20 protein-coding genes are annotated in these 24017 nt (G+C 70.7%); 12 read left to right on the forward strand and 8 right to left on the reverse strand.

Annotation, left to right across the window (positions count from 1 at the left end):
• The first annotated feature begins 2 nt into the window (after nt 1-2).
• The 6 genes from ACEYYH_RS04860 to ACEYYH_RS04885 all read left to right on the forward strand — a co-directional run bounded on the left by ACEYYH_RS04860 (nt 3) and on the right by ACEYYH_RS04885 (nt 8497).
• Nucleotides 3-3269, forward strand: a complete 3267-nt coding sequence (locus tag ACEYYH_RS04860) for a metallophosphoesterase (protein ID WP_374977132.1) — start codon at nt 3-5, stop codon at nt 3267-3269.
• Nucleotides 3270-3372: 103 nt separating this feature from the next.
• Nucleotides 3373-3873: a DUF3817 domain-containing protein gene (locus tag ACEYYH_RS04865; RefSeq protein ID WP_374977133.1), complete on the forward strand. Its 501-nt coding sequence runs from the start codon at nt 3373-3375 to the stop codon at nt 3871-3873.
• Nucleotides 3870-5453, forward strand: a complete 1584-nt coding sequence (guaA, locus tag ACEYYH_RS04870; RefSeq protein ID WP_374977134.1) for a glutamine-hydrolyzing GMP synthase — start codon at nt 3870-3872, stop codon at nt 5451-5453. Before ACEYYH_RS04865 ends, guaA begins: the two co-directional genes overlap by 4 nt.
• A gap of 76 nt (nt 5454-5529) precedes the next feature.
• Entirely contained in the window at nt 5530-6933 is a 1404-nt protein-coding gene (locus ACEYYH_RS04875) for a glycosyltransferase (protein ID WP_374977135.1), read from the forward strand.
• A 335-nt stretch (nt 6934-7268) separates the two neighbouring features.
• Nucleotides 7269-7898, forward strand: coding sequence for a ClpP family protease (locus tag ACEYYH_RS04880; protein WP_374978161.1), 630 nt, complete (start codon nt 7269-7271; stop codon nt 7896-7898).
• Nucleotides 7895-8497 (forward strand): ClpP family protease, encoded by a 603-nt coding sequence (locus ACEYYH_RS04885; RefSeq protein ID WP_374977136.1) that lies wholly within the window; start codon nt 7895-7897, stop codon nt 8495-8497. Before ACEYYH_RS04880 ends, ACEYYH_RS04885 begins: the two co-directional genes overlap by 4 nt.
• A 6-nt stretch (nt 8498-8503) precedes the next feature.
• Here the strand turns inward: ACEYYH_RS04885 and ligD are convergent, their stop codons facing one another.
• Nucleotides 8504-9751: a non-homologous end-joining DNA ligase gene (gene ligD, locus ACEYYH_RS04890; RefSeq protein WP_374977137.1), complete on the reverse strand. Its 1248-nt coding sequence runs from the start codon at nt 9749-9751 to the stop codon at nt 8504-8506.
• 58 nt (nt 9752-9809) lie between these two features.
• Nucleotides 9810-10148: a helix-turn-helix domain-containing protein gene (locus ACEYYH_RS04895; protein WP_374977138.1), complete on the reverse strand. Its 339-nt coding sequence runs from the start codon at nt 10146-10148 to the stop codon at nt 9810-9812.
• Nucleotides 10149-10401: 253 nt separating this feature from the next.
• On the opposite strand from ACEYYH_RS04895, the gene ACEYYH_RS04900 reads away from it, so the two are divergent.
• Complete coding sequence (locus ACEYYH_RS04900) at nt 10402-13524, forward strand: S8 family serine peptidase (protein WP_374977139.1); 3123 nt, start codon at nt 10402-10404, stop codon at nt 13522-13524.
• 106 nt (nt 13525-13630) lie between these two features.
• Here ACEYYH_RS04900 and ACEYYH_RS04905 read toward each other — a convergent pair whose 3' ends face one another.
• Entirely contained in the window at nt 13631-14047 is a 417-nt protein-coding gene (locus tag ACEYYH_RS04905) for a hypothetical protein (RefSeq protein WP_374977140.1), read from the reverse strand.
• A 100-nt stretch (nt 14048-14147) separates the two neighbouring features.
• Nucleotides 14148-15071 carry a Bax inhibitor-1/YccA family protein gene (locus ACEYYH_RS04910; RefSeq protein WP_374977141.1) on the reverse strand — a complete coding sequence of 308 codons (924 nt, stop codon included), beginning with the start codon at nt 15069-15071 and terminating at the stop codon, nt 14148-14150.
• 167 nt (nt 15072-15238) lie between these two features.
• On the opposite strand from ACEYYH_RS04910, the gene ACEYYH_RS04915 reads away from it, so the two are divergent.
• The 3 genes from ACEYYH_RS04915 to ACEYYH_RS04925 all read left to right on the forward strand — a co-directional run bounded on the left by ACEYYH_RS04915 (nt 15239) and on the right by ACEYYH_RS04925 (nt 18455).
• A complete protein-coding gene (locus tag ACEYYH_RS04915) occupies nt 15239-16249 on the forward strand; it encodes a glycerophosphodiester phosphodiesterase family protein (RefSeq protein ID WP_374977142.1) in 1011 nt (336 codons plus the stop codon).
• A gap of 95 nt (nt 16250-16344) precedes the next feature.
• Nucleotides 16345-17367, forward strand: coding sequence for an ABC transporter ATP-binding protein (locus ACEYYH_RS04920; RefSeq protein WP_374978162.1), 1023 nt, complete (start codon nt 16345-16347; stop codon nt 17365-17367).
• A complete protein-coding gene (locus ACEYYH_RS04925; protein ID WP_374977143.1) occupies nt 17364-18455 on the forward strand; it encodes an ABC transporter permease in 1092 nt (363 codons plus the stop codon). The genes ACEYYH_RS04920 and ACEYYH_RS04925 overlap by 4 nt, the downstream gene beginning before the upstream one ends.
• Nucleotides 18456-18478: 23 nt before the next feature.
• On the opposite strand, the gene ACEYYH_RS04930 is transcribed toward ACEYYH_RS04925, so the two are convergent.
• Nucleotides 18479-19054 carry an NADPH-dependent F420 reductase gene (locus tag ACEYYH_RS04930; RefSeq protein ID WP_374977144.1) on the reverse strand — a complete coding sequence of 192 codons (576 nt, stop codon included), beginning with the start codon at nt 19052-19054 and terminating at the stop codon, nt 18479-18481.
• Between the two features lie 91 nt (nt 19055-19145).
• Between ACEYYH_RS04930 and ACEYYH_RS04935 the strand changes: the two genes are divergently transcribed.
• Both ACEYYH_RS04935 and ACEYYH_RS04940 read left to right on the forward strand, forming a co-directional pair.
• A complete protein-coding gene (locus ACEYYH_RS04935; protein WP_374977145.1) occupies nt 19146-19631 on the forward strand; it encodes a MarR family winged helix-turn-helix transcriptional regulator in 486 nt (161 codons plus the stop codon).
• Between the two features lie 279 nt (nt 19632-19910).
• A complete protein-coding gene (locus ACEYYH_RS04940) occupies nt 19911-21101 on the forward strand; it encodes a glycosyltransferase (protein ID WP_374977146.1) in 1191 nt (396 codons plus the stop codon).
• Between the two features lie 172 nt (nt 21102-21273).
• Here the strand turns inward: ACEYYH_RS04940 and ACEYYH_RS04945 are convergent, their stop codons facing one another.
• The 3 genes from ACEYYH_RS04945 to ACEYYH_RS04955 all read right to left on the reverse strand — a co-directional run bounded on the left by ACEYYH_RS04945 (nt 21274) and on the right by ACEYYH_RS04955 (nt 23971).
• Nucleotides 21274-22059 carry an alpha/beta fold hydrolase gene (locus tag ACEYYH_RS04945; RefSeq protein WP_374977147.1) on the reverse strand — a complete coding sequence of 262 codons (786 nt, stop codon included), beginning with the start codon at nt 22057-22059 and terminating at the stop codon, nt 21274-21276.
• A gap of 95 nt (nt 22060-22154) precedes the next feature.
• A complete protein-coding gene (locus ACEYYH_RS04950) occupies nt 22155-22748 on the reverse strand; it encodes a helix-turn-helix domain-containing protein (protein ID WP_374977148.1) in 594 nt (197 codons plus the stop codon).
• Entirely contained in the window at nt 22745-23971 is a 1227-nt protein-coding gene (locus tag ACEYYH_RS04955; RefSeq protein WP_374977149.1) for an allantoate amidohydrolase, read from the reverse strand. Before ACEYYH_RS04955 ends, ACEYYH_RS04950 begins: the two co-directional genes overlap by 4 nt.
• Nucleotides 23972-24017 lie beyond the last annotated feature (46 nt).

The raw sequence follows: 24017 nt of genomic DNA on the forward strand, positions 1-24017 counted from the left end.
CCATGGCTCGTCATCGCACATCCCGGCGCCTTCTCGCCGGCGGCCTCGCACTGGGCGTGATCGCGGCCGGCGTGCTTGTCGCAGCGCCTGCGCACGCGGCATCCGTCCCTGCCGCGGAGCGGTACGCCGCCTCGCGCGTACCCGATCGCATCACCCTCACCCCCGGTGAGGATCCCACCACCGAGCAGGTCGTCGCGTGGCGCACCTCGACCGACGTCACCGACGGCATCGTCGAGTTCCGCACGCTCACCCCGGCTCCCTACCCGGGCGGCGTGCAGCAGCTCGTCGCGCAGCAGCGCACCGAGCAAACGGCCGACCTCGGCTACACGCAGGCGGTGCACACCGCGACGCTGTCGGGGCTGCTCCCCGGCGTCGCCTACATGTACCGTGTCGGCGACGGCACGAACTTCAGCGAGTGGCAGGACTTCGAGACGGCCTCGGCGACCGCCGACAAGTTCTCGTTCGTGTACCTCGGCGACATCCAGAACGGCATCTCGAGCGACGCGTCGCGGGTCATCCGCAACGCGTTCCGCGACCGGCCGAACGCCGATCTGGTGCTGCAGATCGGCGACATGGTCGACGACGCCGAGTCCGACGCGCAGTGGGGCGAGGTGTACGACGCGTTCTCGTACACGCTCGGCACGCAGAACATCCTGACGACGCCGGGCAACCACGAGTACGAGGGTGGGCTCTCGGAGCAGTGGCGGAGCCAGTTCACGTTCCCCGACAACGGCCCCGAGGGTGAGGGCGGTGTCTACGACGAGCTCGAGGGCACCGTCTACTACACCGACCACCAGGGCGTGCGCTTCGTCTCGCTCAACAGCAACATCGTCGACACCGAGGGGCTCAAGGTCCAGGCCGAGTGGCTCGAGGGCGTGCTGGACGACAACCCGTCCGAGTGGACGGTCGTGTTCTTCCACCACCCCGTCTACTCGCTCGACGAGGGTCGCAACAACCTCGGCATCCGCCAGACGTGGGGGCCGATCTTCGAGGAACACGACGTCGACCTCGTCCTCACCGGCCACGACCACGCCTACGGGCGCGGCAACACCCTGGCCAGCGAGGCCGACCTGCCCGCCGGCGCCGACCCGGAGCTCAGCCACACCGGCCCGGTGTACGTGACCTCGAGCGTCGGCTCGAAGTTCTACGAGGCGGGTCCGCGTCACTGGAACGAGAACGACGCGCACCTGCGTCGCCTGGTGACCGGCATGCAGACCTACCAGGTCGTCGACGTCGCTTCGGGCACCCTCCGCTTCGAGTCGCGGACGGCCGACGGATCGTTCCTCGACGGCTTCACGATCACGAAGAAGGATGGGGAGAAGCTCGTCGTCGACGGCGTAGAGCCGCAGGTCATCGACCCGGGCACGCCGTCGCCCTGTCTCGGCTGCGAGCCGGGCGGACCCGATCCCGAGGAGCCTGAGCAGCCGGAGGAGCCGACCGGCGAGTTCGACTACGAGCAGACCGCTCAGCTCGACGCCGTGACGCCGAACAGCGTCGGAGGCGACCACACGGCGGCCCTCCCGGCGGGCGTCGCGTACGACCAGGCGCGCGATGTGCTGTACCTGGGCGATCAGAACAGCCGGAAGATCTTCGAGATCGACCCCGACACGGATGCGGTGCTGCGTGAGATGACGCTGCCCGAAAACATCCGCGACCTTGGTGTCGACGAAGAGAACGAGCTGTTGTACGTCGGGCAGCAGAACCGCAATTGGGTGGTCGTCTCGACGGCCGACGCCACGTTCGGCGAGGTGGTGCGCGGGTCGTACCCGGTGATCGAGTCCAACCGTTCGATCGACGTCGACCCCGTCAACGACTACGTCTATGTCGCAGTGCCGGCGCGCGGTGTCGAGGTGTTCCGTGCCTCGACGGGCGAGTCGCTCGGTGTGATCAATGGCACGGCCGACGCGTACTACGTCGCGGCCGACCCGGAGACGGGCTGGATCGTCACCACGTCGTTCACCGACGTCGAGGAGAACCCCGGCATCCAGGCGTTCGACGCGAAGAACGGGTTCGTCAAGAAGTGGGAGAAGGCGGTGCGCCCGAACGCGCGCCAGCTCGACATCGACAGCACGAACGGGCTGCTCTACATCGGCTACACGGGCACGTCCGCGGACCGCGGCGGCTTCTCGGTGCACTCGCTCGCGACCGGCGAGCTGCTGGTCGACCAGGTGGGCCCGGCGTTCGGCAAGGACGGGTACGGCATCGTCGTGGACGAGGAGGACCAGCGCGTCTTCGTCGCCAACCGCGACTTCCGCCTCAACCCTCCCGGTGAGGAGCTCGACCCGAAGGCCGTGACGGTCAGCATCCGCGTGACGGACGACCCGACCGACCCGACGGACCCGACGGACCCGACGGACCCGACGGACCCGACGGACCCGACCGACCCGACCGAACCGGGTGCCGAGCCGTGGGCGGCGCGCGCCCTGACGGCGATCCCGACGGAGCCGACCGACCCCGAGGTGCGTCCGGTGGGCTCGGCGGTGGACCCGGCCACGGGGCACGTGTTCGTCGCCGACGAGATGCGCCCGGCGCGGGTGCACGTGGTCGACCCGGAGACCGATGAGGTCGTGCGAACGATGAGCGCGCCCACCACCGATCCGGTCGAGGACGGTCTGCGAGACATCGCCTATGACGCGGCGAACGGCTGGCTGTACGTCGGGTTCGGCAGCAACTGGGTCGTGATGGACGCCGACACCGGTGAGCGGGTCCGCGGACCGTACGCCTTCAGCGGCGGGGTGCGGGGTCTGGACGTCGACGTCGAGCGGGGTCTGGTCTACGGCGGCGTGCGCGGCACGGGCTACGACGTCGCCGACGCGGTCACCGGGGAACTGCTGCGCACCGTCCAGGGGCCAGCTGACGCCGGCGCATGGCGCACGCACGGTATCGCCGTCGACCCGGTGCACGACCGGCTGTACGTCAGCAACAGCGATGCGACGGGCTCGACCGAGGGCGTGCACGTGTACGACCTCGCGACCGACACCCTCGTCGCGCGTCAGCTGATCGCCGCGGCCGACTACCGCTCGATCGCGGTGGACGGCGAGGCGGGCATCGTCGTGGCCGGCAACCAGACCGACCTGTACGAGAAGTCCGGGATCACGGTGCTCCGCGCGGGGGACCTGAGCCTGGTGCAGCGTCTGTCGGCGCACGCCTACGGCAACAAGGTCTACGGCGTCTCGATCGACACCGAGCGCGACCGCGTGTACGTGTCGGCGCGCGAGCGGTACCCCGCAGGTCTGATCGAGGTGACGCTGCCGGCATCGATCGACTGAGCCGCAGCATCCGGAACCGCCCTCTCCCGAACCGGGGGAGGGCGGTTCCTCGTCGCGCGCCTCGCGGGAAACGCCCCGGAACCCCGCGGGTAGACTGGGGGTCATGCCCCGCGCCCCGAAGCTCGCTTCCTTTCCGGCGATCCGCGGAGCCCTGAAGTTCTACCAGATCTGCTCGATCATCACGGGCACGATGCTGCTGCTGCTCGTCGCTGAGATGATCATGAAGTACGCGGTCGGCTACGAGCTGTTCCTCGGTGGGTCCGGCGGGTTCCTGTGGTTCGCCCCCGTCGTCGAGACGGCCTCCGGCCTCGAGTCGACCGGCGACGGGTTCAACCTGTCGCTCGGCATCCTCGTCGCCCACGGCTGGTTCTACGTCGTCTACCTGATCTCGTGCTTCCGCGTCTGGAGCCTCATGCGCTGGAACCTCCTGCGCCTGGGCATGCTCGCCGCGGGCGGCATCGTGCCGCTGCTCTCCTTCTTCATGGAGGCGCGCGTCGGCCGCGACGTCAAGACCTACCTGGCCGGGCGTGAGGCAGCCGAGCTGCACTCCCAGGCCGGGCACTCGACCCTCACCCACTCGATCCCGACGGAGAACAAGCGTTGACCGCACAGACCGAGACCTCCCAGCGCCCCGTGCTCGTCGTCGACTTCGGCGCCCAGTATGCGCAGCTGATCGCGCGCCGCGTGCGCGAGGCCGGCGTCTACAGCGAGATCGTGCCGCACACCGCGACCGCCGCCGACATCGCGGCGAAGAACCCGGTCGGCATCATCCTGTCGGGCGGCCCGTCGTCGGTGTACGAAGACGGCGCCCCCGCGCTCGACACCGGCGTCTTCGACCTCGGCGTGCCGACGCTCGGCATCTGCTACGGCTTCCAGGTCATGGCGCAGGCGCTGGGCGGCGAGGTCGCGAACACGGGACTGCGGGAATACGGCGCGACGGATGCTGCGGTCACCGGTGACGGCGGAGTTCTGCTGGGCGGTCAGCCGGCCGAGCAGAACGTGTGGATGAGCCACGGAGACCAGGTCTCGAAGGCGCCCGAGGGCTTCCAGGTGCTCGCCTCGACGGGCGCGACCCCGGTCGCCGCCTTCGGCAGCGACGAGCGCCGCTTCTACGGCGTGCAGTGGCACCCCGAGGTGAAGCACTCCGACCACGGCCAGCAGGTCATCGAGAACTTCCTCCACAAGGCGGCGGGTCTGCCCGCCGATTGGAACAGTGGCAATGTCATCGCCGAGCAGGTGGCGAAGATCCAGGCGCAGGTCGGTTCCGGCCGTGTCATCTGCGGTCTGTCGGGCGGCGTCGACTCGGCCGTGGCAGCGGCCCTCGTGCACAAGGCCGTCGGCGACCAGCTCGTCTGCATCTTCGTCGACCACGGCCTCCTCCGTAAGGACGAGCGCGAGCAGGTCGAGCAGGATTACGTCGCCTCGACCGGCGTGCGCCTCGTGACCGTCGACGCGCGCGAGCAGTTCCTGAACGCGCTCGCCGGCGTCAGCGACCCCGAGCAGAAGCGCAAGATCATCGGCCGCGAGTTCATCCGCACCTTCGAGCAGGCCGAGGCCGCCCTCGTGGCGGAAGCCGAGGCCGACGGCGAGCCGATCCGCTTCCTCGTGCAGGGCACGCTCTACCCCGACGTCGTCGAGTCGGGCGGCGGCACCGGCACCGCGAACATCAAGTCGCACCACAACGTGGGCGGCCTTCCCGAGGACCTGCAGTTCGAGCTCGTCGAGCCGCTGCGCACCCTGTTCAAGGACGAGGTGCGCGCGATCGGCCGCGAACTCGGGCTCCCCGAGGTGATCGTCGGCCGCCAGCCGTTTCCGGGCCCCGGCCTCGGCATCCGGATCGTGGGTGAGGTCACCGCTGACCGCCTCGAGATTCTGCGCGATGCCGACGCCATCGCCCGCGAAGAGCTGACACGCGCGGGCCTCGACGGCGAGATCTGGCAGTGCCCGGTGGTACTGCTCGCCGACGTGCGCTCGGTGGGCGTGCAGGGAGACGGCCGCACCTACGGCCACCCGATCGTGCTGCGTCCCGTCTCGAGCGAAGACGCGATGACCGCCGACTGGACGCGCCTGCCCTACGACGTGCTCTCGAAGATCTCGAACCGCATCACCAACGAGGTGCGCGAGGTCAACCGGGTCGTGCTCGACGTCACGTCGAAGCCCCCGGGGACCATCGAATGGGAGTGAGCATGTGTGCGCCTCGGACTTCGGTCCGGGGCGCCGCTGTTTCTTCCGGCCGTGCGCTCGTGGCAGCGGAGGCGTGGTGAGGAAAGATGGACGGGTGACGGATGCTGCGGACTCACTGCCCGACGCCGACTACGTGTTGCTGGGCAGCCGCGTCGCACTGGGACTCGACGGCGGGTTCGCCGTAGCCGTACCCGCACGGCTACGCCTGCTCGAATCGTCAGGGGCTCGCGAGCCGCTCCTGTTGAGCGTCGACGGGCAGTCTCCCGACGCGCACGCGGCGCAGCGACAGACGTTCGTCGAGGGCGGCCATGTGCCCGACGCGTCGCGCGTGCGCAATCTCTTCGACGACCTCCTGGATCGCGGGGAGTGGCTCGAGCGCGTCGGCGAGCCCGGGGGTCGCACGCCCGGTCTCACCTACCGGATGATCACGGATGCTGCGTCCCGCCCTATCGTCTCGCTTCCGGTCTTCGAGAACGACCCCGAGTGGCACCTGCGCGATGCGGCCGTCGTCGTGCATGCGGAGGCGGGCGACCGCGTGCTCCCCGGCTTCCGCGGGCTCTACATCGCATGGTTGAAGGCGATCGCCGATGAGCGCCGACGGGCCGGCGGCGATCCCGCGCGGCTGTTCGTCGTGGTGTGCGAATCGCGGCAGATCGGCGAGGCCCTCGTGGGATGGGACGATCCCCGGGTAAGGCTCGTGCACACCGTCCACAACTCGCATCTGCCCGCACCCTACGACGACCCCGGCGCGCCGGTCGCCGGACTGTGGCAGCGCTGGCTCCGGACTCTCGACGCGTATGACGCGGTGCTGTGGCCGACGGCCGCGCAGCGGGACGAGGTGGCCGCCCGGTTCGGCGACCCCGGCACGTTCAACGTCGTGCCCAACACGATCGAACTCGGCACCGAGCCGCCGGGCGTGGAGTCGCGCGACCCGCACCGCGTCGTGATGCTCAACCGGCTCGCCCCGCAGAAGCGCGTCGACCTCGCGATCCGCGCCTGGGCGCGGGTCGCCATGGCGGTGCCCGACGCCCGCCTCGACGTGTACGGCGACGGCCCGTTGCGGGACGAGCTGCAGGAGCTGATCGACGAGCACGGGGTGGCAGCATCCGTGACCCTCCACGGGGCCACCGCCGGTCGCGACGCGATCTTCGACCGCGCGGCGCTGTTCGTCACGTCGACGGCGTTCGAGGGCCAGGGGCTGTCGATCGCCGAGGCGCTCGCCCGCGGACTGCCCGTGGTCTCGTTCGACGCCCGGTACGGGCCGCGCGAGGCGATCGCCGGCGCCGGCATCGTCGTGCCGCCGGGCGACGTCGACTCCTTCGCCGACGCGATCATCCACCTGCTGCGCGACGACGCCCGCCGTGCCGAGCTGGCGTCGCGCGCGAGGGCTGCCGCCGCCGCGTTCACGCCCGACGCGGTGCGTCCCGCGCTGGTCGCTGCCCTTCGCGCCGCGGTCGAGAACCCCTCGCGGCGCGCCTGAGCGCTCCCCGGCACTTTTGGCGAGTCGCCAGGGTCTAGGCCCCGCGTGGGCCGTTCTTGGCGAGTCGCCGCCGGCGCCATCCCGGCGGGTCATCTTGGCTGGTTTGGCGACTCGCCATGTCGCGGTCATGCGCGCCCTCGTTCATGGCGAGTCGCCAAGATCGCCGCGGGTGGGGCGTCGTGGCGGCCTTTGGCGAGTCGCCAGGGTCTCGCCCTGGGTGGGTAGGTCATGGCGAGTCGCCAAAATCGGCGGTGTGCGAGAGGGATCCGCTGATGGCAGAGCCGCCGGGAGCGGAAACGGATGCTGCGGCCCGGGCGGGCGCGCAGGCTGAGGGCATGGCTGAAGACAACCGCATCCCCCACTTCGGGGCCGAGGCGCGACGCGAGCTGTTCCATCAGCGCGTGCTCGTGCTCGACGGCCCGCTCGACGACGACAACGGCACTCTGATCGCGACGCAGCTGCTGGCGCTCGCGGCCGAGGACGAGGCATCCGATATCGCCCTCTGGATCCACTCGCCCGGCGGATCCGTTCCCTCGATGCTTGCGATCCGCGACGTCATGCACCTCATCCCCAACGACGTCGCGACCCTCGCCCTCGGCCTCGCGTGCAGCGCGGGCCAGTTCCTGCTGTCGGCGGGGACTCGGGGCAAACGGCGTGCGCTGCCGCACGCGCGGATCCTGATGCACCAGGGCTCCGCGGGCATCGGCGGGTCGGCGGTCGAGGTCGAAGTGCAGGCCGACGACCTCCGCCACATGCGGGACACCGTGCTCGGACTCATCGCCGCCGACACCGGGCAGAGCGTCGAGCGCATCTTCGAGGACTCGCTGCACGACCGCTGGTACACGGCGGCCGAGGCCCGCGACTACGGGTTCATCGACGGGATCGTCGATTCCTTCGCCCAGGTCGTGCCGCGGCGGCGACGGCCCGCGGGGCTCGGACTCGGCCGGGCGGAGGTGGCGGCGTGAGCGCGTACACGATTCCCAACGTGGTGGCACAGCACCCCCGCGGCGACCGCGTCATGGACGTCTACTCGCACCTGCTCGCCGAACGGGTCGTGTACCTCGGCACGGGCATCGACGCGGGCGTCGCGAACGCGCTGATCGCACAGTTGCTGCACCTCGACGCCGACAGTCCTGAGCGTGACATCCAGCTCTACATCAACTGCGAGGGCGGAGACCCGTCGGCGATGCTCGCGGTGTACGACACGATGCAGCACGTGCGGCCCGACGTCGCGACGACGGTCGTGGGGCAGGCGATCGGCGTCGGCGCGGTGATGCTCGCCGCGGGCGCGGCAGGCAAGCGGTCCGTGCTGCCGCACGCCCGCATCGTGCTGCACCAGCCCGCCGGACAGGGGAGGGGCGCGATCCCCGACCTCATCCTCCAGGCCGACGAACTGGTGCGCGTGCGCGGCGAGGTGGAGGAGATCCTCGCGAGGCATACGGGACAGGATGCTGCGAAGCTCAGGTCCGACACCGACCGCGACCGCGTCTTCACCGCCGCCGACGCGGTGGCGTACGGCCTCGCCGACACGGTGCTCGAACGGGCGTCGACGCCCGCTCGCTGAGCGGAGTCAGCGCTCGCTCAGCGGGCCGGGCCAGGTCTTGCCCTCCCAGGGGTCGTAGTCGGCGAGGAGCTCCTCCTGAGGAGGACGCTCGGCTTCGGGCACGTGCTGGAGGTTGACGCGCACGCGGTACCAGAGCGAGCTCGAGCCGCGCATCCCGTCGATGAGCACGTCGGCGGGGTGCAGCTGCGTCACCACGGACTCGTGGCGGCCCTTCCACACCTCGAGGGCGTGGACCGCTTCGGGCTTGGTCTTCGTACGGGCGATCTCGATGAGCGGCATCGTCGACTGGCGCCGCCCCGACCCGTCGCCGCCGCGGGGCGGCTTCTCGGCCGGTCCAAGTTCCTCGGCGAGGCGGAGGAGGCCGTCGAGCGTGCCGACCGCACTGTCGATGCCGGCATGCGGGTCTCCGACTTCGGCATACCGGGTGGGCACGGTGAGCACGGTGAACTCGGCAGGGCGGCGTGAGCGGACCTCGTCCCAGTCGAGCGGTGTCGAGACGCGCGCGTCGGGCAGAGGGCGGATGGAGTAGGCGGACGCCACGGTGCGGTCCTTGGCGTTCTGGTTGAAGTCGACGAACACGCTCTCGCCGCGCTCCTCCTTCCACCAGCGGGCGGTCGCAAGACCGGGAGCGCGGTTCTCGACCTCGCGGGCCAGCGTCTCGGCGGCGAGGCGCACCTGCTTGTAGTCCCAGTCCGGCGTGATGCGCACCAGGATGTGCATCCCCCGCGAGCCGCTCGTCTTCGGCCAGCCCACGAGTCCGACGTCGTCGAGAACCTCGCGCGCGACGAAGGCGACGTCGACGATCTGCGACCAATCCACGCCCGGCATCGGGTCGAGGTCGATCCGCAGCTCGTCGGGGTGGTCGAGATCCTCGGCGCGGACGGGATGCGGGTTCAGGTCGAGGCACCCGAGGTTGACGATCCAGGCGAGGCCCGCAGCATCCCGGATCACCGCCTCTTCGGCCGACGTGCCTCGCGCGTACTGCAGCGTCGCCGTGTCGATGAAGTCGGGGTGGTTCTCGGGCACGCGCTTCTGGAAGAACGGCTCCTGGTCGATGCCCCTCGGGAAGCGCTTGAGCACCATCGGGCGGCCGCCCGCGCCGCGGAGCGCGCCGTCGGCGACGGCGAGGTAGTACCGCACGATGTCGAGTTTCGTGATCCCCGGCTCGGGGAAGACGATCTTGGTCGGGCTCGAGATGCGCACCTCGTTCCCGCCGATGTCGAGGATCTCGGCTTCCGACTTCGCGGGCGTCACTCGGCCAGGCTAGCGACGCCCCAGGACATCGACCAGAGGCAAGGCACCGCCGGGGCCGTCACGCCGCGAGGGCGTAAGTGGCGCGGCATCCGACCACCGCTCGCTCGGTCGCGCGCGAACGGAGGTCGTCGACGACACCCGCCGTCAGCTCGATCAACGTGACCTCGAGCGCACCGGCGACCGCCGCGATCATCTCGCTCGACGGCTCCTTGAGTCCCCGCTCGATCTCGGACAGGTATTGCGGCGAGACCCCGGCGCGGTCGGCCGTGTCGGCGAGACGCTCGCCGCGTTCATGGCGCAGGTTGCGCAGGCGCTCGCCCAGCGCGTCGCGCCAGAGCGGCTCGGGCTCACGAGAGGGGCGCGCGGCTTTCGCCGGCAGCGGGATGATCTCGGCCATGCGATCACGATAGGACGTGAAAGCACCGGAAGCCGAGACCGTTCCGCTCTGAGCAGAATGCGGTGGGACAACGCTCGCCGGCGATGCGCGGTGCGTCCACGGATGTGCGTCGTGCATGAAACGCCGAGTGCCAAACCGGCTCGATTGAGCGGATTGCTCAACCTGGGAGGTCCCTGTTGATCTTTTGAGAGTTCGCGCATAGCGTGCCGCCGTACCCTCGCCGTTCCCCAGTGACGAGAAAGCAGGCCCCCACTTGTACCGACGTTCCCTGGCAGTCGTCAGCGCCCTCGCGCTGGCGATCGCGACCCCCACCGCGGCGATGGCCGCCACCCCTGACGACGACCCGTCGTCGCGCTTCGAGAAGTCAGACACGCAGGGTCCGGTCGGCACGACCGCCCGGCCGCTGAGCGTCGGTGCCGACGGTCGGGTCACCGTCATCGTCGAGATGGCCGGCGATCCGGTCGCCGTGGCTCAGGCGAAGAAAGGCAGCGACCTGACCGCCGCCGAGCGCAAGGCCATAAAGAGTTCCCTGAAGAAGAATCAGGATGCGATCGCCGGGCCGCTCGAGGCCAAGGACGGCGAGATCCAGGCGACGATGCAGTCGGCCTACAACGGCATCCAGGTCTCGATCCCCGCCGAGCAGGTCGATGCGGTCGCCGCCCTCCCCAACGTCGTCGCCGTTCACCCGGTCAAGACGTACACGCTCGACAACGCCGTCTCGGTGCCGTTCCTCGGCGTCCCGCAGGTGTGGCAGGACACCGGCTACACAGGTGAGAACATCAAGGTCGCCATCATCGACACGGGTGTGGACTACACGCACGCCAACTTCGGCGGCCCCGGCACCACCGACGCATTCGCCGCGGCCAGTGCGGCCGAGGCCCAGCCGGCCGACCCCGCGCAGTTCGGCCCGGGCGCGCCGCGCGTCAAGGGCGGGTACGACTTCGTCGGCGACTCGTACAACGCCGATCCGTCGTCGGCGGACTACCAGCCGACGCCGATGCCCGATGACAACCCGCTCGACTGCAACGGCCACGGCAGCCACGTCGCCGGCACCGCTGCGGGCAGCGGCGTCACGGCGGAGGGCGAGACCTACACCGGTCCGTACGACTCCTCGACGGCGTCCGCCGAGTGGACGATCGGCCCGGGCGTCGCACCACAGGCCGACCTCTACGCGCTCCGCGTCTTCGGCTGCGGCGGGTCGACGGACATCGTTGTTCCGGCCATCGACTGGGCCGTCGACAACGGCATGGACGTCATCAACATGTCGCTGGGCTCGCCGTTCGGCCGCGGTGACGACCCGGACGAGGTCGCGGCGGCGAACGCGATCGGCGCCGGTGTCGTCGTCGTGAAGTCCGCGGGCAACGAGGGACCGAGCCCCTACCTCGCCGGCAACGGCAACGGGGTCGTCTCGGTCGCCGCCGTCGACAGCACGGCGACGTTCCCCGGCGCACTGATCACCGTCGACGGGGTCCAGGTGCCCGCCATCAACGCGAACGGCGCGGTGCTGACAGGCCTTCCGGCCATGACCGTCGTGCGGCTCACCGATAACCCCGCCACGCCCGAAGAGAACGAGGCGCTCGGCTGCTCGGTCGCGGCGTACAACTACGCCGGGGTCACCGTCGGCGGCAACCAGCTCGCGGTCTCTACCCGCGGAGTCTGCGCCCGCGTCGCGAAGGCGATCTTCGCTCAGCAGGCGGGTGCGGCGGCTGCGGTGATGGTCAACACCACGAACGACTACCCGCCGTTCGAGGGTGAGATCACCGAGAACCCCGACACCGGCGACGACTACACGGTCACCATCCCGTTCCTCGGCGTGCGTATGTCTGACGGGCCGAAGCTCGTCGACGATGCCGAGGCGAGCATCGCCCCGGCGCCGCTCGAGAACCCCGGCTTCCGCGGCTACGCGTCGTTCAGCTCCAGCGGTCCCCGCAGCGGTGACAGCGCTCTCGGCGTGGACGTCGCGGCGCCCGGTGTCTCGATCGTCTCGACCGGCGTCGGCACCGGCAACGGCCCTGCGACGATCTCGGGAACGTCGATGGCCGCGCCGCACGTGGCAGGTGTCGCGGCGCTCGCCGTCGAGGCCCACCCGGCCTGGTCGGCCGCTGAGGTCTCGTCGGTGCTCATCTCGACCGCCGACCCGGAGAAGGTCGCCGGTCAGAACCTCGTGCGCGGCGGCGTCGGTCTGGTCGACACCGCTCAGGCCGTGTCGCAGCAGGTCACCGCAACCGGCGACTCGTTCCGGACGGATGACGGCAAGCTGCGCGAGACCGCGTTGAGCTTCGGGTTCCAGGAGACCGCGAAGACGTTCCAGGGCACGAAGACGGTGACGGTGACGAACTACGGCACCGAGCCGGTGACGTACGCCGTGAGCACCGCGGCATCCGCCCAGTCGGAGCCGGCGACGGTCACGGCCAGCCCGGCCCAGGTCACGGTCAAGCCCGGTCGGTCCGAGAGGATCTCGGTCGACCTCACTGCCCCCGCGACCGCGGTGGGCAGCTCGGGTGCCGGAGGATTCGCGTTCTACGAGTTCTCGGGCGATGTGGTGCTCACGTCTGCGACCGACACGCTGCGGGTGCCGTACCTGCTCGTGCCGCGCGCCACGACCGACGTGACCGCCTCCGGCGATCTCAAGGTGACGAAGAAGAACACGCCGGTCGACGGCGAGGTGGCGGTCACGCTGAAGAACAACCGGGGTGCCTTCGCCGGCGCCGCGGACTTCTACACGTGGGGCCTCGAAGACAAGAAGGACGCGCCGAAGTCGTTCACCGACACCGGCTACGACCTCCGCGCCGCCGGTGTGCAGTCGTTCCCGTGGGACGACACCGGCGACCAGCTGCTCGTCTTCGCGGTCAACACCCACAACCGGTGGTCGAACGCCGCCGCGAACGAGTTCGACGTCGTCATCGACACGAACGGCGACGCGGAGCCCGACTGGATCGTCTTCTCGGCCGACGGCGGCCTCGTGACCGCCGGGAGCGCCAACGGCATCTCGCAGGTGTTCGAGTACGAGATCGCGACGGGCGAGGTGTTCGCGGCGGGGTTCAACGCCTCGGCGCCCACCGACAGCAGCACGATCCTGCTGCCGGTCATCGCCAGCGACCTCGGCATCACCTCGGGCGCGTTCAGCTACACCGTGCAGAGCTTCTCGTCGGTCAACGACGGCTCCGACGAGATGGACGGCATGGCGAGCTACGACCCGTGGGCGCCGGCTCTCACAAACGGTCAGTTCGAGTCGATCGAGGTCGGCGCCAAGGTCGACGTGCCCGTCGCGGTGAACGGCGCCGCTTTCGCCGCGCAGAAGCCGCTGGGCGTGATGGTCGTCGTGCAGGACAACGCCGCGGGCAAGGACGAGGCGATCCTCGTCAAGGCCAGGTAACAGCGCACGAAACGAGGTGGCGCTCCGTCGGACGGCGGGGCGCCACCTTTCGTTGTGCAGACGCGGAACGGATGCTGCAGCCGGGGGCGGCAGCATCCGTTCGATGTCAGCGGGTGCAGAGCTGGGGGGAGTCCGTCGTGCCGAACCGGTAGTCGTAGCTCTCGCCGTCGACGGTGACGACGACCCGCATGCCGTCGACGAGGGCCTGCGTGTAGGAGACGCCCGGCGACGGGCACCCGAGGGCGCCGTTGTTCCAGGTGACGGCATGGGCCGAGACGAGGTCGGGTGTGCCGGTGACACCCCGCTCGGCGAGGTCGGCGACGATGGCGGCCCACCGCGCGGGAGGAACGGCGACGGGTTCCCCGGTGGGGGCGATCGGGCCACGCGTGGTCGTCTCGAAGGGCGTGCGGGTCGGCGTCGGCTGGGGCTCGGTGGGTTCGGTCATGGCTCCTCCGGAACACGCGGCGAGGCCCAGCGCCAGCACGACGATCGCGCCGGCGGCGTTCCCGCGATGACGAGCCACGCGCCACTCCTCGATTCGGCATCAGCCTAAGCGCCGTGCCGGCAGAACAGAACGGCCGCCCGGAGAACCGGGCGGCCGTTCGGAGGCGAAGCGCTGGGCGTCAGTTGTTGCCGCGCGCGATCGCGAGGATGCGCAGGATCTCGAGGTACAGCCAGACGACCGTGACCATGATGCCGAACGCGCCGAGCCAGCCGAACTGACGGGGAGCGCCGTTGCGCACGCCCTGCTGGATGCTGTCGAAGTCGAGCACCAGCGAGTACGCCGCCATGATGACGACGAACACACCGATGAGCACGCCCCACGGGATGCCGAAGAGCGGGCTCTGCTCGCTCAGGAGGCCGAAGGCGCCACCCGCGATCGGCACGTTGAAGAGCATCAGGAAGATGTTCACCAGCGAGAACACGAGGTAGCCGATCATCGCGATCATGAAGACCTTGGTCGCGCGCTTGGACGCCCGGATCTTGCCGCTCGCGAACAGGGCGAGGGTCACGCCCACGACGGCGAGCGTCGCGAGAGTGGCCTGGACCACGATGCCCGGCCACAGGAACTCGAAGAATGCCGAGATCGCGCCGACGAAGAGGCCCTCGAAGGCGGCGTAGGCGAAGATGAGTGCCGGACGGATCTTCTTGCGCGACGTGAAGATGACGACCATCGCGAGCACGAAGCCACCGAGAGCGCCGATCATCCAGGGGAGGATCGACGGGTTCGGGTTCGTCGGGGTGACGCCCGCCATCGTCCACACCCAGCCGACGGCGGCGGTCACGAGGAGGACCGCGAACAGGCCGACGGTCTTCCAGATGGTGTCTTCGTACGACATGCGGCCGGTCTCGACGGCACCTGCGGACGGCGCCGCGTACATGCCTTCGAGCTGCGCCTGGGCCGCAGCATCCGTCCCGGCACGCTGCGCCGTTGCGAACTGCGACTGCCCGCCCAGGTTCGCCGCCTGCGAACCGCCGGGGTAGGTCTGAACGGCCTTCGGGTCCTGGAAGGCCGGGTTGTTGAACGCGGGGTTGTTGAGGGCCACTGCTCTCACACTCCAATGTCAAGGGAATCCCAGCACGATGCTGTTGATCAACACTATCCGACAGGCCGGGACCGGGCACGGGTTCGTGCTGTGAGCTGACTATGAACGGATGCTGCGACCCCTGCTCTGCGAGCCTGCCGAGGCGAGCCCGTGGTTACGCTGAAGCGGTGCCCCGTCGACATCCCCTCGTGATCGGACACCGCGGTGCCCCCGGGTACCGGCCCGAGCACTCGCGCTCGTCGTACGCCCTCGCCTTCGAGATGGGCGTCGACGCCGTCGAACCCGACGTGGTGGTGTCGAAGGACGGCGTGCTCGTGGTGCGGCACGAGAACGAGATCTCGGGGACCACGGATGTCGCCGACCGCCCGGAGTTCGCCGATCGGCACGCGACGAAGTACGTGGACGGCAGCGAGCTGACCGGCTGGTTCACCGAGGACTTCACGTGGGACGAGCTGGCGACGCTGCGCTGCCGCGAGCGGATCTCCGACGTGCGTCCGACGAGCGCGAGCTTCGACGACGAGCAGCACGTGCTGCGGCTGCGGGACGTGCTCGACGCGACGCGGGACGCCTCGCTCGAGTTCGGCCGCGAGATCGGCGTCGTGCTCGAGATCAAGCACGCGACCTACTTCGCGTCGATCGGGTGGGATGTCGCCGCCCTCGTCGAGGCCGAGCTGCGGGAAGCGGGGTGGGCGTCGGGCGAGCTGCCGCTCACCATCGAGTCGTTCGAGTCGACCGTGCTGTACGCGCTGCAGGAACGCGGCATCCGTGGCTCTTACGTGTACCTGCTCGAAGACGCGGGGCGCCCGTTCGACCTGTTCAGCGCCCACGGCAAGGCCTCGCTCACGTACCGGCAGACGGCCGCGCCGGCGGGGCTCGACGCACTCGTCGGGCGGGTGGACGGGATCAGCGTCGACAAGCGCACGATCCTGCGTCCCGACCGGCTGGGGCGCACTGCCGGTCCCTCGCGCGTCGTCGCCGACGCGCACGAGCGCGGCCTGCGCGTCTTCACGTGGACCTGTCGACCCGAGAACCGGTTCCTGATCGGCCAGTTCCGCACGCGCGGCGGCCCGGCGGCGTTCGGGGACTGGGAGGCGGAGTGGGCGGTCATCCGTGACGCCGGCGTCGACGGCGTCTTCGTCGACCACCCCGACCTCGGGGTCGCGTTCTTCCGCTCCTGAGGTGCGACGGCGACGGGATCCCGCGTGCTTTGACACTCCCCGTCTCATCAAGGCCCGGTCAGCTGCCGTCGGGTCGCTAGGGTGGGGCCGTGAGCATGCCGAGCCCGGCCCCTCGGGCCCCCGCAATCCCCGCCGAGCCCGGCATCGTCGTCCAGGGCGTGCGGCGCTCGTTCGGCGAGGTGCACGCCGTCCGCAACGTGACTCTCCGGGCGCACGCCGGCCGGGTCACCGGCCTCGTCGGGCCGAACGGCTCGGGCAAGACGACGCTGCTCCTCATGCTCGCGTCGCTGCTGGCGCCCGACGCCGGCTCGATCCGCATCGACGGCGTCGACCCGGTCACCGACCCGCAGGCGGCCCGGGCGCTGCTCGGCTGGATGCCCGACGCGCTCGGCGCCTGGAACTCGCTCAGCTCACGGGAGACGCTGGCGGTCACGGCGAGGCTGTACGGGATGCCGCGCGCCGAGGCATCCGTCCGTGCCGATGCCCTCCTCGCCGAGGTCGGCCTGGTCGATCTCGCCGATGCGCCCGCCCGCGTGCTCTCGCGCGGCCAGAAGCAGCGCCTCGGACTCGCGCGGGCCCTCGTGCACGACCCGCGCGTGCTGCTCCTCGACGAGCCGGCGTCGGGTCTCGACCCTCAGGCGCGCATCGACCTGCGCCTGCTGCTGCGGCGGTTCGCCGCCGAGGGGCGCACCGTGCTCGTGTCGAGCCACATCCTGTCGGAGCTCGAGGAGGTCGTCGACGACGCCGTCTTCCTCATGGCCGGTGTGACCGTCGACCCGGCGCGTGTCGAGGCGGCCTCGCGCCGTGCGCGGCCGTGGCGTGTGCGGCTCGCCGGGGTCGAGGCATCCGTCGCCCTCCAGAGCGTGGCGGACGCACTGCGGATCCCCGCCGAGAGTCTGGGCGTCGATCGCCGTGACGTAATGGTGTCGTTCGAATCGGAGGATGCCGCGGCCGCCGCGCTGCGCGAACTCGTCGGCGCCGGACTCGACGTCGTGGAGTTCGCGGCAGCGCAGGGTGCGCTCGAGCGCACGTTCCTCGACCTCGGCGATGGGCGCCCACCGCAGGCGCCACCGCCCGGAGCCCCGGCCACCGAAGACGAGAGCGAGGCGACCTCGTGAACGGGCAGCGACTCGGCACCATCGTCGGCCTCGAGCTGACCCAGCGCACCCGGAGCATCGCCTGGTACGTGCTGCTCGGCGTCTTCGCGCTGCTGCTCGCGATCGTCACCGGCCTGTCGTTCCTCGCATGGGGGTCGGCGCTCGAGCCGGGTGGTGCGATCTACTCCACGATCGTCTACATCACGCTTCTGCTGGTGGTGCTCGTCTCGCCCACGTTGAGCGGCAACGCGATCAACGGCGACCGGGATGCTGCGACCCTCGCGCCCGTGCAGGTCACACTGGCGACGACCTTCGAGATCCTGTTCGGCAAGTTCCTCGCCGCGTGGGTCACGGGTCTCGCGTTCGTGGCGGTGTCGGTGCCGTTCCTCGTGCTTGCGACGCTCGGGGGCGGGGGAGCACCCGCGACGATCACCGTCTCGCTGCTCGTGCTCGTGTTCGAAGTCGGCATCATCTCGGCGATCGGCGTCGCGCTCAGCGGCATCCTGTCGCGTCCGCTGTTCTCCGTCGCCACGACGTACTTGGTCGTCGCGGCGCTCGTCGTCGGCACGCTCATCGTGTTCGCACTCGTCGGCATGACGATGCGGTCCGAGGTGACCAACCACTACCGCTCGATCGATCAGTACTCTGGCGACACCTTCCCGTGCATGCCCGGAGAGGAGCCCAGCGACGAGTACCCTTGCGACGACGATGCCGAGGTCACGTGCGGCGAATGGCAGACATCGACCTACGAGGTGCCGCGGTTCGACCACGTGTGGTGGCTGCTTGCGGCGAACCCGTTCGTGATCCTCGCGGACGCGACGCCGACGCAGTACGACCAGCACGGCTATCCGAACGACCTGTTCGGCCAGATAAAGTTCGGCGTGCGTGCGGCTCAGCAGCCGCCGGAGCTCGAGCAGCGCTGGGACGACTGCGCGCCTTCGCTCCAGGACGAACGACCCACGCCTGCGGAGGTCATCGCCCAGTCGACGCCGAGCTGGTTCGTCGGCATGGCGCTGCAGCTGCTGCTCGCGGCGGGCCTGATGTGGTGGGCGTGGGCGCGGACGCGCACCCCCGCCGGGCGCCTGCCGGCGGGGACGCGCATCGCCTGACGATCCCGGCGGGCGCCGAGGACTCAGCGCACGAGTGCGAGGCCGCCGGTCCAGCCGATCTGCTCGCCGACCGCCAGGGTCAGCTGCAGGAAGCCGATCGACTCGAGCTCGTGCGCCCGGGCGAGGGAGCCCGCGTCGACGGCGTCGAGTCCGCCGGAGGTGATCGCGGCGATGAGGCCGGCCTTCGCGTCGGCGTCGTCGCCCGCGACGAGCACGGTGGTCGTGGCGTCGCCCTCGCGGCCGCTCACGAGCGTCGCGGCGAAGTTGGTGTTGAAGGCCTTGAGCACCTTCGACTCGGGCAGGGCGGACTGCAGCTCCGCAGCCGCCGAGCTGCCGGCGGGCACGACGAGCGCGTCGAAGGTCGAGAAGTCGAGCGGGTTGGTGAGGTCGACGACCGTCTTGCCGGCGAGCTGCGCGCCGTAGGCGGCGGTGATCTGCGCGAGCGCGGGGTACGGCACGGCCAGCACGACGATGTCGCCGTTCACGGTGGCGCCGGTGTCGGCGCTGCCGATGTGCTGTATGTCGGCGCCGCCGCGGGCGAGCACGCCGCTGATGGCCTGGCCCATGTTGCCGTTTCCGAAGATCGTGATCGTGGTCATGGCTGTTCTCCTGTCGGATGAATTGCTTGTAGCTTCAAGCATCTGTCAGGAGAAACTCGCTTGTCGCCACAACTATTCCTAGAATCGGAGAATGAACAGGCCGCGGTTCTACACAGCGGACGAACAGGACACCTGGGTGCCGTTCGCCGCGCTTCTCGAACTGCTCCCGCGCGAACTGGATGCGCAGCTTCTGCGCGACGAGGACCTCACGCACTTCGACTACCTCGCGCTGTCGATGCTGTCGAACGCGGACGACCACCGCCTGCAGATGAAGGAGCTCGCGTCGATGACGAACGCGACGCTGCCGCGCCTGTCGCACGTGATCTCGCGGCTCGAAGCGCGCGGTCTCGTGCGACGCGAGCGCAACGCCGCCGACGCCCGCGCCACCGACGCCGTCATCACCGCCGACGGCCGCCGCAAGGTGCTGCACGCGACCCCCGGGCACGTCGAGACCGTGCGCCACGTGCTGCTCGACGTGATCACCCCCGAGCAGGCGGCGCAGCTGCGGGAGATCACCGCGACCGTGCTCGCCCGGCTCGACCCCGACGGGCGCATGGCCGCGAGCCGCCCGCGCTGACCCGCCAGGGTTCAGCGACCGCTGCAGTTTCCCGCAGGTGCGGTGTCGCGCGACGCCGCGCTCGCCGGAAACTGTCGCGCCGCGGGGAGCACGCAGGCGCACAACTCGAGCGCCCCGCACGGGCGCCGAGCGTTCACCCGATACACCCCGTCCGTTCATCGACATCAGGGCGCGTGGCCCCGACGATGGATCGAACGGCGCCGGCGCCGACAGCGACCGGCCGGAACGACGTTTCCGGCATTCGATCCGTCCGTCGTCCCTCCACCCGAGAGGTGCCACATGACCCTTCGCGTGCTGTCCCTGTATGAAGGATTCTTCGCCGGTGGGGCGCGGATCCTCCACTCCGACGTCGTCACCGGCCTGCACTCCGGCGGCGAGCAGTCCCACGCGGTGCTGTCGCTGTCCGCCCAGGCGCGACGCGACGCGACCGTCCAGTTCGCCCACGAGGATCCGCGTCATCGGCGGCTCGCCGGCGCGGGGGTCGAGATCACCACGCTCGGCGGCACCGCGGGCGCGGATCCGATGGACCCGTCGTCGTTCGGCGAACTCGACCTGCACCGTGCCGCCGAGGCGATGGCCCACGCCGACGTCGTGCTCTCGCTCAAGGAGCAGCCGCTCGGCCTGCTCCTTGCCTTGCGTGCCCACGGGCTGATGCCGTCGGTGCCCGTCGCCGCGTGCCTCCACCGATCGGACCCGACGCACTCGGGACCTGCGCTCGGGTGGCTGCGCGAGGCGGCTGAGACCGGGCTGCTCACGGCCACGATCTCGTGCGCGGGTTCGACCGACGAGGCGTACGCGCAGCACCTGCCGTTCGGCCTGGATCGGCGGGTCGTGCGGAACGGCATCGACATCGACGTGTTCAGGCCCGCGGTCGACGACCACGAGCCTGCCGCGCTGCGCGCGAGCCTCGGCATTCCGCTCGACGCCCCTGTCGTGCTCCTCGCGGCCCGGTTCGACGCCATGAAGGACCCGGGGCTGTTCCTCCGCGCGGCGGCCCGCCATGCCGCGGGCCGCCCGGATGCGCACTACGTGCTGTGCGGAGCAGGCATGACCCACGACAACGCGGGGTTCGCTTCGCTGATGACGGATGCTGCGACCCCGGCCGACCGCGTGCACGCCCTGGGCATCCGCGGTGACATGTCAGACCTCTATCGGATCGCCGACATCGTCGCGCTCACCAGCGCGTTCGGGGAGGCCTCGCCGCTGTGCCTGCTCGAGGGCGCGGCGTCGGGCGCGACGCCGGTGACCACCGACGTCGGCGACGCCGCCCGGAGCGTCGAGGGCGTCGGGCTCGTCACCCCGCGCGACCCCGACGCCATCGCGTCTGCGTGGGAGAGCGTGCTGCACGATCGTGCCGGGTTCCGGGCGGCCGCGCTCGCCGCCCGCCCCGCCCTGTCGCGGGGCCGGATGATCGACGGGTACCGCGCGGCGATCGTGGGCCTCGCCGAGCGTCGCCGCCTCGCCGCATGAGCCGAGGAGAGGTTTTGATCCCGGTCGTTGAGCGAAGGGCGCTCTGGCGCCCGAAGTCGAAACGCGAGGGGTGTCTGGGAGTGTCCGAGGCGGGAACCCGGCACCGCGGGTCGGCGTTTCGACTGTGCGTTTCGACTCGTAAGCTCGCTCAACGACCGCGTTCCTCGCGCGCTCAACGAGCGGGGAGCATCCGCTCCTGCACGACGCGGGCCGTGGCGGCGGGGTCGGGGCGGTGCATGACCGACTCGGGGACGACGACGAGCTCGGCGCCGTCGATCTCGTCGGCCAGACGGTCGGCGGCTGTGATGAGCATCGGGAAGGTCTGCGCGCCGCGGAGAACCGCCACGGGCGCGCCGACCGAGAGCATCTCGGTGCTCGGCGTCGACGCGACCCGCACGAGGTTCGTGTCGTAGACCGTGGACTGCGCGAGCGGCACGAGCGCGGCGAACTGGTCGCTCGCGCGGATGCCGTCGACCATCTCGCGCGGCAGACCGACGCCCTCGAGCTGGAACGTCACGATCGCCTCCTCGGGCTGCCCTGCGTCGACGAGGGCCTGCAGCCGTTCCGCGAGGTCGGCGGCCGGCTCGTCGACGCCGAAGCGCAGCGGCGGCTCCGACAGGAACAGCGCCCGCACCGGCACTCCGCGGGACGCCGCGACCAGCGCCAGCACCGCGCCCGACGAATGCCCGAGCACCGCCGCATCGCCGCCGACCCCGTCGATCACCGCCGCCAGGTCCTCGGCCTCGCGCTCGGGCGTCGAGTCGCGGGCGTCGCCGCTCGAGCCGCGCGCCCGCCGATCCCACGTGACCGCCCGGAAGCCGGCATCCGCCAGCGCCGTCGCCAGCCCCGCCGCGTCGGCGGCCGTCGACATGGCGCCGTTCACGATGACGACGACAGGCCCGTCGCCCGTCTCTTCGTAGGCGATGGGGGTGCCGTCGGCAGAACTCACGGTGTTCATAGGCGCCAGCCAACCACGGGCGTCCGACATGCGACAGGAGCGCAGCATCCGGTATCCATGTGTGCGCGCTCGACATCTGCCGAGTCCGTCGGCGCTCAGCGCGAGCGGATCGCGAGGAACCGGATCGGCACCTCGATGAGCTCGACGGGCCCGTGCGCGGCTTCGCCGTCGAGCAGCAGGGCGTCGCCCGGCTCCATCTCGTACTCGTAGCCGCCGTGTCCGTACTTCATGCGACCCTCGAGCATGTAGAGGAACTCGGTGCCCGGGTGCTGGAAGAGAGGGAACACGTTGGACGCGTCGGTGAGCGTCACGAGGGTAGGCTCGAGGGCGTTCGGGGTGTCTTTGAGCACGCCGAGCATCCGGTACAGATGTCCGTGCTGCGTGCCGCTGCGGACGCTCACGCTGCCGGCGCCGGCCTTCGTGAACGACGCCTCGCGGTCGCTCGCCGACCCGCGGAACAGCGCCGTGACGGGAATGCCGAAGCCATCTGCCAGCCGCTGCAGCGTCGTGAGCGAGCACGAGGTCGTCGCGGACTCGATCTTCGAGATCATCGCCTTCGACAGCCCGGTGCGCGCCGCGAGGTCGGCGGCCGAGATGCCCTGCTCAGCACGGTAGCGCCGCACCTGCTGAGCGATGATCGGCTCGAGCACGCCTCCCGCGCCGTCTGCTCCGGGGATCGCGGCACTCACCTCGCCATCATATGTTCCGTGCCGACAACGGCTCCGGCGGCGAGCCCCTGCAGCACGTCGGCCAGCGCGACGGCGCCGAGTTCGGCATCCGCGTCCTCCACGAGCTCCTCGGGGGAGTGCGAGATGCCGGTCGGGTTGCGCACGAAGAGCATCGCGGTGGGGACGGATGCTGCGAGCACGCCCGCGTCGTGCCCAGCACCTGTGCCCAGCTCGGGGGCGTCGGCGAGGGTCGCGCGGAGGGCATCTCGCAGGCCGAGGTCGAAGTCGACGGTGGGGCTGAGGGACTCCTCCCGCACCTCGGCGCGGCAGCCCTCGTCGAGGGCGGCCGCGACGACCCGGTCGCGGGCCTCGGTCACCAGTGCGGCGGTGACCAGATCATCGGGGTGACGGATGTCGATCCAGAAGCGCACCTGCGACGCGATGACGTTCGTTCCGCCGGGCACCGGCTCGAGGCGCCCGACGGTCGCGCGCGCATCGGGCGTGCGGTGCGCGAGGTCGCGGATCTCCACGATCATGCGCGCGGCAGCGACCATCGGGTCGCGGCGGTCGTCCATGAGCGTGGTGCCGGCGTGGTTGCCCTGGCCGTCGACGGTCACACGCCAGCGGCCGTGGCCGAGGATCGATGAGGCGATCGCGACCGGCTGACCGAGATCGATCAGTCCGCGGCCCTGCTCGACGTGCAGCTCGACGAACGACGAGATGCGCGCGAGCCGGTCGGGGTCGGGGCCGACGTGCGCCGGGTCGAGGCCGTCGCGGCGCAGGGCCTCGGCGAACGTGTCACCCTCGCGGTCGGTCAGCGCGAGGGCGCGCTCGGGGCTGATCGCGCCTGCCATGAGGCGCGAACCGAGGCATGCGACGCCGAACCGCGAACCCTCCTCCTCGGGGAAGACCGCGATCCCGATGGGGCGGTCCGGAACGACCCCGCGCTCGTGCAGCACATCGACCGCGGCGAGAGCGGACGCGACGCCCAGCGGTCCGTCGTATCCACCGCCGCCAGGGACCGAGTCGAGGTGGCTGCCCGTGATCACGGCGTCCGCGGTGCTCCCGCCCGGGTTCCACCACGCCCACAGCGTGCCGTTACGATCGCGGTCGAGGTCGAGACCCCGGGCCTCGGCGTGCCCCGTGAACCACTCCCGGAGCTCGCGGTCGGCATCCGAGAACCCGGCGCGGCTGAACCCGCCCCGCGTGGAATCCGCCCCCACCGCCGCGATCTCACGCAGCATCCCCGCGACGCCATTCCTCTGCTCCGCCGTCACCTTTGGCGACCCG

The organism is Microbacterium trichothecenolyticum (assembly GCF_041938625.1).
GTDB lineage: Bacteria > Actinomycetota > Actinomycetes > Actinomycetales > Microbacteriaceae > Microbacterium > Microbacterium trichothecenolyticum_D.